Genomic DNA, 13894 nt, shown 5'->3' with positions numbered 1-13894 from the left:
ATAAGTTGATTTCTATAATCTGCTTTTTTGTACATTTAGCATTATATCTCTTATCAATATGAGATTTTTAAATTTTTCGATAAAGTTACTGTACAGAATAAGTGAACGGGTAGCTTTTCAACATAGAACATTGTCAAGTTCCATAAAAATGGATAGTAACTCGTTTATCTTGTGTGCCTATAATAGAGCAGTATACTTATTTTTCTAAAAGGAGAAGGAGAAGAATGCCAAAAGAGCCTTTATTACAATTAGAAGCTATTGATAAAAGTTTCCCGGGTGTTCATGCTCTGGATCATGTTGATTTTGACCTTTATAAAGGAGAAACCCATGTTCTCTTGGGTGAAAATGGTGCTGGTAAATCTACCTTAGTGAAGATCCTTAGCGGTTCTTTGCCCAAAGATAGTGGCCGTATCAGCCTCCGAGGTAAACAAATCGAAATAACCAGTCCTTATCATGCTCGTACATTGGGAATCGGTATGGTATATCAAGAGTTGAGTCTCGTTCCCAGCCTGAGTGTAGCTGAGAATATCTTTTTAGGTAGATTACCCAGAAGTAGGTTTTTCTTTGTTGATTGGCCAGGAATATATAAAAAGGCTCAACAAATTCTGAAGAGACTAAACTTAAATATTGACTCTACTGTGCCTGTAAGGCATCTTGGTCTGGCTGAGCAGCAGCTCATAGAAATCGCTAAAGTTTTATCTTTAAATGAACAAATTCTACTCTTTGACGAACCTACATCAGCACTATCAGAAGAGGAGCGGCAACAACTTTTTAACCTCGTAAATGAATTGCATGAACGAGGGATCTCTATTATTTATATCTCCCATCACTTGTCCGAGGTTCCCTTAGTAGGCCAACGAGTAACTGTTTTGAGAGATGGAAAGAAGATTGCTACATTACCCGTGAATGAAGCTGACGAGGATACTATTATTCAAATGATGGTGGGGAGAGAGCTTAAAGAACAGTTTCCCAAAGAGGAAACGAATCCTGGTAAGCCTATTTTGAAGGTGCAAGGACTGGAGATAAAAGGGACCATCAATCATGTAGACTTCACCTTACATGAAGGGGAAATAGTAGGCATTTTTGGTTTGTTAGGAGCTGGGTGTACTACCCTGGTCCGTGCATTATTTGGATTGGAAAAGATTGATGGTGGTAAAGTCTATATTAATGGTAGAAAAGTAACCATATCTTCTCCTGAAGAGGCAATCGGGTTAGGATTGGGTTATCTCACCAGAGATAGAAAAGATGGCCTCATACACCCAATGTCCGTAGTGTCAAACATAACCTTAGCCAGTCTAAAAAGAATCTCACAGTTAGGTCTGCTCAAGCACCGAAAAGAGCAGCAAATAGGAGAAAAATACGTTAATGAACTGCGTATCCATCCTTCTGACCTGACTCGGAAGCTTACTTATCTTAGTGGTGGTAATCAGCAGAAAGTTGCCTTATCCAAATGGTTGTGTAGTGGATCGAAAATTTTGATTTTTGATGAACCTACACGGGGTATTGATGTAGGAACAAAAGCCGAGATTTTTCAGCTTTTTAATCAGTTGACTAAGGAAGGAGTAGGAATCCTTATGATATCTTCTGAGTTACCAGAAATTTTGGCTATGGCTGACCGTATTTTCGCAATGCGAAGAGGAACTGTTACTGCAGAATATCAAAGAGGAAAGACAACACAGGAGCAACTGTTAAAAAGTGCCAGTTAAGATATAAAAAAGTTAGGAAAAAAGTGAGGAAAAATTATGAGGGAACAAAGAAAAAAAATATCTACATTTAAAAATAATACCAAAAGCTCGTTACCCTCAAGAGCGCCTTCGGCAGTATCTTTAAAGAATCAGTGGATCTCTATGGGGGGTGAAGTAATCAGGAAAATTTTGCTAAAAGGGGGTCCAATTGTAGCAATGCTTTTCCTGATTATATACCTTGCTTTTGCTACACCACATTTTTTTGCTATGAGTAATTTTTTAAATATTACAAGACAATCTTCCATCAATGCCATCCTTGCTATAGGTCAGACAATGGTTATTATCGGTGCTGGTATAGATTTATCTGTTGGTGCTGTCCTTGCTCTCTCAGCTTCAATGTCTGCGGTAGCAGTGTCGTACTGGGGACTCAATATGGCAGTTGGTATAATTTTGGGTCTGGGGACTGGAGCACTAACGGGATTTATAACTGGTGTCGTCATTACCAAAGGAAGGATACCTGATTTTGTTGCTTCGCTAGCCATGATGACTACAGCAAGAGGTTTAGCGCTGATTTTAACACAAGGCCTGCCGGTTCCCTCTCACTTCACTGCCCTTAAACTTGTAGGATATTTACCCGCAGGATTAATCTGGCTGGGTAGCGGTGACATTTTAGGTGTACCAGTTCCAGCACTAATTACTGTAGTTATAACTATTCTGGGTTGGATGATTATGACTCGTACTACGTTAGGCAGGGCTATTTATGCTGTAGGAGGCAACCGGGAAGCTGCTAGAATTTCAGGCATAAGCTTTGTGCGTACCAAAATCATCACTTATACCATTATGGGACTACTTGCTGGAGTTGCAGGCATTGTCCTAACCGGCCGTCTAAATTCAGCCAATGCTTTAATGGCAGAAGGAGCGGAATTGCAGAGTATTGCTGCTGTAGTCATTGGCGGAACAAATCTCTTTGGTGGTGAAGGTGGTGTTATCGGTTCACTTATTGGCGCATTTACAATGGGCATACTGGGTAACGGTTTAAACTTACTCAATGTCTCTGCTTTCTGGCAGCGAGTTATTCTGGGTTTAATCATTATTGGTGTTGTTGTTTTTGATCAGTGGCGAAGGAGGCGATTTGCTGTCTAAAAGTTAAATATTTATTATGATTTTTACAAGGTACAAAGTGTAGAAATGATAATAATTGATTGGTCATTAGGGATAGAAGAATTTTGAAAATTTGAAAGGGAAAGACGAATAGAAGAAAAAGTGAAATATATAGTAAATAAATATCTTATTACTTGAGGCAGAGGAGGTTAGTTGGATGTTTTCTGGAGGTTATCAGGGAAAGTACTTAAGAATAAATCTAACCAATAAAACAATAAAAGAGGAAAATATTAATCCTGAATGGCAGAGAAAGTTTTTAGGTGGACGCGGTTTGGCAGCAAGATTTTATTATGATGAAATAGCTAATCATATTGAGCCATTTTCATCTGATAATAAATTAATTTTATTTACCGGACCATTGACCGGTACATCAGGACCGGCGACTACCAAAATAGGAGTGGCAACTAAATCTCCTGAAACCCGGCAATATTTATGTTCCAATGGGGGAGGATTTTTTGGCCCGCATCTGAAGAAAAGTGGGTATGATGGACTTATTATTGAGGGAAAAGCGAATAAACCCGTTTATATTTTAATCGAAGATAATCAAATTAAAATTGAAAAAGGGGGAAATCTTTGGGGAAAAACCACTAAAGAAGTTAATAAAATACTGAAAGAAAAGGCAGGAAGAGAAGATCAGGTTCTTTCCTGTGGCCCGGCAGCTGAGAATAGGGTTAGATTATCTTGTATTCAGATTGGTGAAAGAAGTATGGGGCGAGGTGGCGCCGGAGCGGTTATGGCTTCAAAAAATTTAAAAGCTATCGCGATAAAAGGAACCGGTGAAATAGCAGTAAGTGAACCGAATAAATTTCAAGAAGTGTCCAAAGAAGCTACTGCTTACGCACGTAAAACCAAAGCGAGTCATACTGAATATGGCACTCCTCAATATACTGCTATTATGAATGAACTTGGTTGTTACCCGACCCGCAATTTCCAAACCGGAGTATTTGATGGGATTAACACGATAACAGCAGAATATATGAAAGAACACTACTTTATAAAAAACCAAGCCTGTTTTCATTGCCCGGTAGCCTGTTCACAGTTATGTGAAGTTAAAGAAGGTATTTTTAAAGGAGCAAAATCAGATCCGGAATATGAATCTATAGGTACTTTAGGAGCCGTTTGTGGGGTGAGTGATTTTGCCGCTATTATTAAGGCCAATGAAATTTGCGACGAGCTGGGCATAGATACTATGTCAGTAGGTGTGATTATTGGTTTTGCAATGGAGTTATTTGAAAGAGGGTATATTACCAAGAAAGATACTGGTGGTCTTGAGCTTAAGTTTGGCAATGGGGTGGCAATGGTAAATATGATTGAGAAAATAGCAAAAAGAGAAGATTTAGGAGATTTGCTTGCAGAAGGTATGTTAGGCATTGCGGAGAAAATGCCGAAAATGCAAAAATATCTAATGCAGGTTAAAGGATTACCTTTAGCAGCTTATGATCCAAGAGGTTTTTATGGTAATGCATTGACTTATGGAACTTCAAGCCGCGGTGCTTGTCATAATGTTGGGGGTTGGAGCATTCGCGAAGAACTTATATCAGGTGAATATGATCGTTTTGCTGTTGAGGGAAAGGGTCAGTTGATAAAATCTATTCAGGATACCCGAGGTTATATCGATTCACTGGGTATTTGTACTGTAGTTAGAAGCGGATATGGTTTTACTAATAAACCTCAAGGCAAGGCTTTAGAATATTTAACCGGTTATGATTTTACTCCGGAACTTATGACTATTGGCGAAAGAGTATATAATTTAGAAAGATTAATTATCAACAGGGAAGGTAGATTTAGGAAAGATGATATGATTCCGGAACGACTAAGAACAGAGAAAATGCCAGAAGGTCAAGCAAAAGGGCATGTGGTTAGTGATAAGATTTATAATACCATGCTTGATGAGTATTATGAAGTCCGAGGCTGGGACATGGATGGTAGACCAACGAAAGAAAGATTACATGAATTAAACCTTGATAATATTTAAGCTTGAAAGGTGAGTTGTTTTGAAGATTACCGTAAAATATTTTCTGGATTTTAAAAAGATTAGTGGACATTCCAAAGAAGAACTATTCTTTAAGAACGATAAAGTAAATGTTAAGGATGTATTTAAAGTACTTAATAATAAATATCAGATAGAATATAAAAATGTAGTGTCTACAGGAATTGTTATGGTCAATAATAGGTCAATTAATCAACTAAAGAAAGAGAATACCATTCTTAATGATGGCGATGAAATAATAATTTTGCCTATGATTTCAGGCGGATAGTCTATTAGGATTAATGAGTATTATAACTTTTATTTAATGGTATTTTGTTATCAGTTTATTTGGGATTTAGGAAAAAGGAGGTTTGTATATATGAAAATATTAATCACTCCCCGCTCTTTTGCTTCGTTCTCAGATAAGCCTTTAAAAATGCTTACAGAGAAAGGTTATGAAATAAAAAGAAATAATACTAGCAGACCTTATAAAAAAGAGGAAATGCTAAATCTTGTAAGCGATATAGATGGGATTATCATTGGAATAGATGAACTAAGTACCGAAATAATTGAAAAAGCAAATAAATTAAAAGTAATTTCCAAGTATGGCACAGGCTTGGACAATATTGATATAAATTTAGCGACAGAAAAGAACATTACAGTAACCAATACTCCCACGGCTAATGTTGATGCTGTCGCAGATTTAACTTTTGGATTAATATTGAGTTTAGCTCGAAGAATTCCGGAAGCAGATAAAAAAATGAAAAGTGATAAATGGGAAAAAATTATTGGAAAGTCAGTCTGGAAGAAAACAATTGGAATTATCGGCCTTGGGAAAATAGGCAAACAAGTTGTTAAGCGAGCTCAAGGTTTTGAAATGAATATTTTAGTTTTCGATCTAATCAAGGATAAAAAATTTGCTTCAAGGCATGGTATTAAGTATGTTAATTTAGAAAAGCTTCTTCAAAAGTCAGATTATATCACTATACATATTCCATTAAACAATGCTACACGTTGCATGATTAGTTATAAAGAACTGGAAAAAGTTAAAAAAGAAGCATTTTTAATTAACACTTCACGTGGTGGAATAGTAGATGAGCAGGCCCTTTATAAAGCTCTGAAGCATAATCAATTTAAAGGAGCAGCTTTAGATGTCTATAGTAAAGAACCACCAGAGGAATCTCCCTTAAAGGAATTAGATAATGTAATAATGACTCCCCATATTGCTGCCTATACAGAAGAAGCTATAGAAAAAATGGGCATGCAAGCTGCCCAAAATTTAATTGATGTTTTAGAGGGGAGGAAACCTAAAAATAGAGTTCAAAAAAAGGGATGAAATGGAGTAAAAAAAGGAGTTCTCAGCTTGAGCAAAGTAGGACAGAAGATGGTAAACAATGAATAGGACAACTGGTAGCCTAAAGAGATTGCTCAGCGAGGACCTGGTAGATTAAGATAAGAAAAATCACCACAAGTTCTTGACACTAAATACTACGGAATTTAGAGCAAATGATATTTGACAAAGAAGTAATAAATATAGTATTATGTTAAAAAATTAAGATATATTGTTAAATAGTACACATTAAGAAGATTATAAGAAAAAAAGGGGGGAATTACCGTGAGATTGGAAAATAAGGTAGCAATTGTAACTGGTGGAGCACAGGGTCTTGGGGAAGCCTACTCAATCGGGATGGCTCGGGAAGGAGCAAACGTTGTTATCGCGGATGTGGATGAAATTTCGGGACATAAAGTCGAGGAGCAAATAAGGAACTCGGGAGGAAAGGCTCTGTTTGTTAAGACGGACGTGAGCAGAAAAACAGATACCGAGGTAATGGTTCAGAAAGCAATCAAAGAATTTGGCTGTTTAGACATCATAGTGAACAACGCGGGTATTTTATTTACCGCACCAGTGGAAGATACCACTGAGGAAATGTGGGATAAAATGTTTGCGGTGAATGTAAAGGGACTTTTCTTTTGCTGTCAAGCGGCCGCTAAAGTGATGAAAAAACAGAAAAGCGGGAAAATCATTAATATTTCTTCTATCGCGGCAATTGGTGCCCAGGCTGGACTATGTGCATACAGTTCATGCAAAGGAGCCATACTACCTATTACCAGGGTCTTTGCCCTGGAATTGTGCAAGTGGAACGTACAAGTGAATGCGATCCTTCCAGGTACTACGGATACTGGAATGGCAAAACTGGCGATGGCAGATCCTAATTGGACAAAACAGGTAACCCAGAGTATTCCTATGGGACGGCTCGGCAGGACTGATGAGCTTCTCGGTGCTGTTCTATATTTCGCTTCCGATGACTCCAAATATTGTACCGGACAGACCCTAATCGTGGATGGTGGGTACTCAATGGTGTAGTGAAACACGGTTCTCGACAAAGGCGTAATATGTGTTAGCAGACAGGAGATGAGCGACCGCTTCGGATAGATCGATTGTAAACATTCGGAGGCAGAAACTTGGAAGCTTCTCAACGAGATGGGATGGATAAAAATCTTACCGGGAGGGAGGTGAATAAGTTATTTCATTATTTCTTTCAATAATAAATATATTTAATTAAAGGAGGATTAAGATAATGAAAAAAGTACTTTTATGGTTGCTTATTATATCTATGGTTGCAATGTTTGTCCTAACAGGTTTTACAGAAGTAATAGCTCAGGAAAAAGAGAGGAATGAACTAGCACAGAAGTACAAGAATGCTGAGCCTGGAGAGAAGTTCCTAATAGGCCATATAACTTTTCATCTGTCACAAGAATATGCGATGATGGTCTATCAGGCTGATGAGCAGGCCTGTAAGCAGCTTGGTCTGGAGTTTGTTGGTGCATTAGCTAGTAGCGATGAAGAGTGGATTACCACAACCGAGAGTATGATCGCCGCTGGTGCAAAGGCAATTATTTTAAATTGCCCATCTGTAGCTGTCATGCCTGAACTGGCGAGAATTTGTAATGAAAATAACGTTTTCTTGCTAACACACTTCGGATATACAGGGGAAATGTTTCCAGGAGACTTAGGACCAAGATGGGTTGTAGACAATACTCCTCTATCAGACGAACAGACTTATCTTCCATTAATGCTTCTGTTTGAGAAGATGAAGCAGAATGGAAAAACAAAAGTGCTGATACATCAAGCGAGTAAGGTAGCCGCTACTGTCTCCACAGTTTATATAAACCTGGGAGTCTTCCAAGCTTGGAAAGAATATCCGGAGATGCAATTACTGGGGCACCAATATGGTGAATGGAACTACGAAGGAGGACGAAAAGCTGCTGAGGCATCACTGGCGATGCGCACGGATTATGAAGGTTTCTGGGGAGCTAATGACTCACAGACCATGGGTGGCTTGAGAGCACTTGAAGACCGCGGTTTAATGATAGGTCCATATACGGCTTCCAGAGACATGGAATTAACCACAGCTCAGGCAATACTCGATAAAAACTTTATTGTTAGCGCTGGATTTGCCGTACCCTACTTTGGAGGAAGGATGGTTCCAATGGCATACGACATGTGTGTTGGGGCATGGTATCCGCTTCCTGATGAGATGATTCAAGCAGGCAGGATAGATTGTTATGGTTATCCAGGAGAAATCGAGCAGTTAGCCAAAGATTCTGGTGTAATCAATAATCCAAGCTTCAAGATAGGTCCAACAGAGGAAAATATGAATAAGATATTAAAGCAAATGAAGGCAACACCGCCAGAGTATCCATTTGATTTTAGACTAGCCTCCATATCAAAATGTAAAGAGCTCGGCTTAACCTTTGACAAGCACGCAGGTGGGGATCTTACGTTAGGTCAGAATGATTACTACTTCCCAGCTATGACCAAGAAGTTTGGAAGCATTGATGCACTTAGGAAGCACGTTACTGTTCTATTTAAATATTTCCTCGATACCAGCTGGGCAGATACCTGGGCTGAGGCAGAAGCATATGCAAAACAGTTCCCACCAGAACTAAAATTAGAGCCTAACTGGGAATAAAGACCATATCGTTATATTTACTTTTTCTGTAATTTGTATGGATGGTTAACGTTAGAAAGGATGGATTAGTATGGTGATGCCAAGAGATGATATAATACTCGAAATAAAGGATGTGTCTAAAACCTTTAATGGAGTTGTGCATGCCCTGGATAACGTTAGCATAGCGATTGGTAAAAATGAAATAATAGGCGTGGTAGGGGAAACGGTGCCGGAAAATCTACGCTCATGAAGATTCTGGTTGGCGTTTATCCTCCAGATAATGGGGAATGGTACTATAAGGGGAAAAAAGTACCATTCCCCAAAAATCCAAAAGAGGCAGCAAAAAGAGGTATCTCAATAGTTTACCAGGAAAAAGGAGTTATACCCTGTTTAAAGGTATATCAATTCCTCTTTCTGGGGCATGAGGATAAGTACATAAAATACTCTAGATTAGATATAGGCCAAATAAAAAAGTATGCTAGGGAGATATTGGAGGAGTTTCATGTAAAATGCAATATTGAAAATTTTATGTATGAACTTCCACTTTCCACCCAGAAGATGATTGAAATAGCCAAAGCAATTTTAAATGTAAGATTGGAACATGAAGATAACAATATTACCTCAGTCATCATACTTGATGAACCAACCGCACCGTTAACCATCGAAGAACGTAAAGAATTATTCAACGATATATTAAACATGAAGAAAAATGCTTCTTTTGTCTTTGTGTCTCACATTATACCTGAAGTAATGGAATTCACGGATAAAGTACACGTGTTGCGAGATGGCAAGATGGTTGCTCATTATAACTTGTCCAAGGATAGAATAACGGAAGAAGATTTTTTCCGAGCAATAGTCGGAAAAGAATCGTTGGCACATATTGACAAACCTGAAATTAAAAGAGTAAAAAACGAGGAAGTAGTTTTATCAGTCGAAAAACTTACTAAAAATGGATGTTACTATGATATCTCATTTGAACTTCACAGGGGTGAGTGTATAGGAATTTTTGGATCAGCGGGATCAGGTAAAAGTGAAATAATAAATACAATTGCTGGACTGATAAGTTTTGAGAATGGAACTTTAACAATAAAGGGACAAAAAGCTAAAACTAAAGAACCTCCTCACATCAGGCTATCAAGGGGCATTGGATATTTTTCGGGTGAAACTGGGAAAGAGCTATTCCTCAACTGGCCTATTACAAAGAACATCTCCATAGTGAATATTAAAAAAATATTGCGAAAATTCATCCCGGTGATAAATTTTAACGCTGAGAAAAAGATGGCGGAAAAGATAGTACAGGGATTGAAAATAAAGACTCCAGGGGTTAATACGGATTGTTACTCTCTAAGTGGTGGTAGCAAACAGAAAGTTTCTGTGGGTAAATGGTTTGAAAGAAGCCCTGATATACTTTTATTAGAAGACCCTACTATCGGAATAGATGTGGGAGCCAGAAAAGATATCTACGAAAATACTTTGGAGATAAAGAAGAGAGGTATCTCAATGGTTCTGATTAGTGATGATCCTAAAGAATATTCTATACTATGTGACGAGATAATATTTATAAAGCATGGAAAGATTCAAAAAGTGATTAGTGGTGAAAAATTTAAGGAGGAGCTGGAAAAGTGAAGATCCCAAACAAAAAGAAGTTGATACCTTCCATTATATCCGTCATAATTCAAACGATAAAGATTTATCCTGTTACTCTATTTTTATTTGCTCTTGTTGTGTTATTCGCAAGCTTATACCCAGGTAAATTTCTCACCCCCCTAAATTTATCGACAATCCTAAGACAGTTTGTGTCACTCATGTTATTTGCACTGGGCCCATCAATTGTGGTGGTGACCGGTTCTTTAGATTTATCTTATGTAGGAATTTGGATGCTGGGAGGTATCCTGGTTTGGGTTCTCATGCCAACATTAGGCATGGTCTCAATTCTCGTTATACCACTCTTGGGATTAGCGACAGGGTTCATCGTTGGTGTAATACAAGCCAAGGCGAAAATACCCTCTTTTATACTAACTTTAAGTGTATTGGTAATATACTGTGGATTAACCGGTATCATCTCAGGCGGAATCTCCAGATCGGTTCGCGGATACGAGTTTATAACCAGGAGGTGGATACCTTACATTCCCACAGCTTTTCTATGGACTATTCCCATAATAATTGCAGCGGTATTTATTATGAAGTACACTAAGATAGGTATATATCTATACGCTATTGGGTCAAACGAAGAAGGAGCTCGATTGGCCGGAATAAATGTTGATAACTATAAGATCTTGGCTTTCACAATAAGTGGGCTATTTACAGGTATAGGATCGGTAATCTATTTCCAAAATCAAGGAGGTTCTGTGCCAGTTGTACTGAATCTAAACACCATGGTTTGGCCGCTTGTGGCAATAGTCCTGGGTGGAACGCCACTTACAGGTGGAAGCGGTGGGCCCCAAAAAACGATACTCGGTGCGTTGACCTTTACTGTGCTTTTTCGCGGATTAACCCTTTCATTTATAGATCCTACAATGATACAACTCATTACCGGGCTACTGTTAATTGCCTCTATTGTAGCAAGTTCCAGAGGGTCAAAGGGAGTAATGATTACATGAAAGGGGAAAAAAGATGATAGTCAAACCGTTTTCAGAATGGTTTCGAAAAAATATGAGTATAATCGGTCCAATACTTATAACCATAGTGATTATAGTTATTTTCCAACTGATAAACCCTTTATTTCTCAGATATCAGGGAATAATAACTTTAGTCTATGCGATGTCATACTTCCTAATCGCTGCCTGCGGATTGACCTTCGTTATCATGATGGGATCTTTTGATTTTTCAGTGTTAAGTTTAGTGAAGCTTGCTGCGTTATTATGTGTTTTATATATCGACAAGATCGGTCTTTGGGTCATACCATTAGCTTTATCGATATGTGTAGGATTCGGTTTCATTAACGGGTTATTATTTGCAAAACTGAAAGTCCCCTCTTTTATGGCAACACTTGGCGTTTCTGTTGTGGTTGAAGGAATAGCACTGTATCTCTCCAAGGGCTTCCTTCACATAATGAGTAATAGGACCTTCAGGGCTCTTTCAGTAACTTTTATAATGCGTTTACCATCGATATTCTATTGGGCGATAGGTGTCTGGATTATATGCACTTTCATTGCTATATGGACACCATTTGGAAGACGTATTTACGCAATTGGAGGAAACCCCATAGGTGCTATGCTTTCGGGATTCAACGTGGAAAATAATAGAATTTACGTTTTCATGCTAAGTGGGTTTTTTGCTGGATTGGCAGGAATTTTATATATGGCACAGTTTGGAGGAGGTTCCATAGAGATGGGTGCAGATATGATGATACCGCTTTTTGCGAGTGTAGTCGCGGGTGGCACAGCTCTCACGGGAGGGGTGGGAGGTCCTCAAAGAACCTTGCTTGGAGTGATTATTATTACCTGGATTCAAGCTGGATTGCTGATGCTTGGATTTGGTCGTAGTATTCAGATAGTAATTTTCGGCTTCATTGCTATAGTTATGGGCATATCCACAATAGATAGGAGAAGGATAAAGATTATTAAATAGGATTTACTGATTTTCTCTTACTATATCATGCTATACAAACCAGTGTGAGATTATATTAATTCAACGATTTGTACTACTTATGGATCACTAATATACAACTCATTTACTAAAGCTATATGGCTTCCTTAAAAAATTTTTTCTATCTAACCACTCAGTGTGTTATAATACAATTTATAAGAATTATCTCAATTTATATAAAAAAATAAAGACATACTTTAGCTTTTAAAAAAATTGAAAATAAATAATTTTAATTATATAAATAAAAAGGCAAACTATGGCACGAAGAAACTATCGAGCTGATTTTATAATAAATAATTTATCTGTTAATGGTTTTGTTAATATTAAAGAATTATCAAAAAGTCTAAAAGTTTCAGAAATGACCATTAGAAGAGACCTTGGAGAACTGTCAAATGAGAATATTGTTACTCTTATTCCTGGAGGAGCTGTTTTAAAGAGGAATCCCCCGATTGATACGGATAAAGAAAAGTATTTAATTCAAACTGCCGAATCCTTGATGTTGGAAGAGAAGATTAAAATTTCTCGAAAAGCAGCTTCTTTGATAGACCCTAATGATGTGATTATTATAGATACCGGTTCTACTACCGAAAATCTCCCTAAATTTATTCCGGAAAATATACCCCTAACTATCATATGTTATACTTTAAATATTTTATTTAATGTTTATGAAAATAAGAATTGGAAACTAATATTCCCCGGAGGTTATTTTCATGATGATACTCTCATGTTTGAGAGACCAGAGGGGATTGATATGATCAAGAAGATAAGAGCCAATAAAGCCTTTATTTCAGCTGCAGGTGTTTCTGAAAAATTAGGAGTTACCTGTGCAACTAATTACGAGAAGGAAACCAAGAAAGCAGTTATTGAATCTTCAGATACTAAAATTTTATTGGTGGATTCTTCAAAATTTGGGAAAATAAAGATTTCCTACTTTGCCGACCTTACTGATTTTGATATTGTTATAACTGATACAGGAATTTCCAAAGAATGGAAAGAGATTATCCAAAATAGCGATGTCAAGTTATATATTGTTTAAAGAAAACATTAAACCCTCTATGAATGGAAAGTTACTACCTTCTATCCCCTGGTTATTATAATAATTTTAATATATTATTTTAGCTAAGCAGGGAAAAGGGATTTATAAAAAATTTGCAAAATTTATTTAGCATAGGTACTCTTTTTTTCTATAATTAGGGGAGCCAGACAATAACCAGCCCTTTGGCTTTTTGCTGAAGGGCTTTTCTATTATAAATATTCTTCTAGGAAAAGAAGGATTTTTGAATCAATTTATAGTATTAAGAGAATAGTATATCGAAGAATATTAAGCTAATCTATTTTTCGACCAAGCTGAAAAGTAAATTGTTTTCTGATGCTATTTTTTTTATTTATAGTTACTACAAGACACTTTATTAAATAAATTTACACCGAAAAAATGCAGTAAGAAAAGAAATTGTTTTTGTAAATTTTTGAATACTGACCCTAAAAATATTATATATTGAGAATAAGCATGATTTTAAAATTATATAATAGGTCTTGGG

At 37.2% G+C, this 13894-nt stretch carries 10 protein-coding genes and 1 pseudogene; all 11 read left to right on the top strand.

All coding sequences use genetic code 11. From position 1 onward, the window contains the following. The first annotated feature begins 224 nt into the window (after positions 1-224). The 11 genes and pseudogenes from ENO17_08555 (at position 225) to ENO17_08505 (ending at position 13392) form a co-directional block, all read left to right on the top strand. Positions 225-1706 carry a sugar ABC transporter ATP-binding protein gene (locus ENO17_08555; GenBank protein HER25082.1) on the top strand — a complete coding sequence of 494 codons (1482 nt, stop codon included), beginning with the start codon at positions 225-227 and terminating at the stop codon, positions 1704-1706. A gap of 141 nt (positions 1707-1847) precedes the next feature. After that, positions 1848-2828: an ABC transporter permease gene (locus ENO17_08550; protein HER25081.1), complete on the top strand. Its 981-nt coding sequence runs from the start codon at positions 1848-1850 to the stop codon at positions 2826-2828. A gap of 175 nt (positions 2829-3003) precedes the next feature. Then, the gene (locus ENO17_08545) at positions 3004-4821 is read left to right on the top strand and encodes an aldehyde ferredoxin oxidoreductase (GenBank protein ID HER25080.1); all 1818 of its coding nucleotides are present in this window, start codon (positions 3004-3006) and stop codon (positions 4819-4821) included. Between the two features lie 19 nt (positions 4822-4840). Continuing rightward, positions 4841-5104, top strand: coding sequence for a MoaD/ThiS family protein (locus ENO17_08540; protein HER25079.1), 264 nt, complete (start codon positions 4841-4843; stop codon positions 5102-5104). 90 nt (positions 5105-5194) lie between these two features. Beyond that, positions 5195-6151, top strand: coding sequence for a hydroxyacid dehydrogenase (locus ENO17_08535; GenBank protein ID HER25078.1), 957 nt, complete (start codon positions 5195-5197; stop codon positions 6149-6151). Positions 6152-6424: 273 nt separating this feature from the next. After that, on the top strand, positions 6425-7180 hold the full coding sequence (locus ENO17_08530) for an SDR family oxidoreductase (GenBank protein ID HER25077.1): 756 nt from the start codon (positions 6425-6427) through the stop codon (positions 7178-7180). Positions 7181-7394: 214 nt separating this feature from the next. Continuing rightward, on the top strand, positions 7395-8789 hold the full coding sequence (locus ENO17_08525; GenBank protein HER25076.1) for a sugar ABC transporter substrate-binding protein: 1395 nt from the start codon (positions 7395-7397) through the stop codon (positions 8787-8789). 76 nt (positions 8790-8865) lie between these two features. Further along, positions 8866-10394, top strand: a pseudogene (locus tag ENO17_08520) (sugar ABC transporter ATP-binding protein). Continuing rightward, the gene (locus ENO17_08515; protein ID HER25075.1) at positions 10391-11368 is read left to right on the top strand and encodes an ABC transporter permease; all 978 of its coding nucleotides are present in this window, start codon (positions 10391-10393) and stop codon (positions 11366-11368) included. The pseudogene ENO17_08520 and the gene ENO17_08515 overlap by 4 nt, the downstream one beginning before the upstream one ends. Before the next feature lie 13 nt (positions 11369-11381). Then, the gene (locus ENO17_08510; protein HER25074.1) at positions 11382-12338 is read left to right on the top strand and encodes an ABC transporter permease; all 957 of its coding nucleotides are present in this window, start codon (positions 11382-11384) and stop codon (positions 12336-12338) included. Between the two features lie 274 nt (positions 12339-12612). Continuing rightward, positions 12613-13392 carry a DeoR/GlpR transcriptional regulator gene (locus ENO17_08505; protein HER25073.1) on the top strand — a complete coding sequence of 260 codons (780 nt, stop codon included), beginning with the start codon at positions 12613-12615 and terminating at the stop codon, positions 13390-13392. Positions 13393-13894 lie beyond the last annotated feature (502 nt).

This window comes from Candidatus Atribacteria bacterium (assembly GCA_011056645.1).
GTDB lineage: Bacteria > Atribacterota > Phoenicimicrobiia > Phoenicimicrobiales > Phoenicimicrobiaceae > Sediminicultor > Sediminicultor quartus.
Note: the sequence above shows the minus strand (reverse complement) of the source record. Positions and strands in the feature narration are given on the sequence as shown.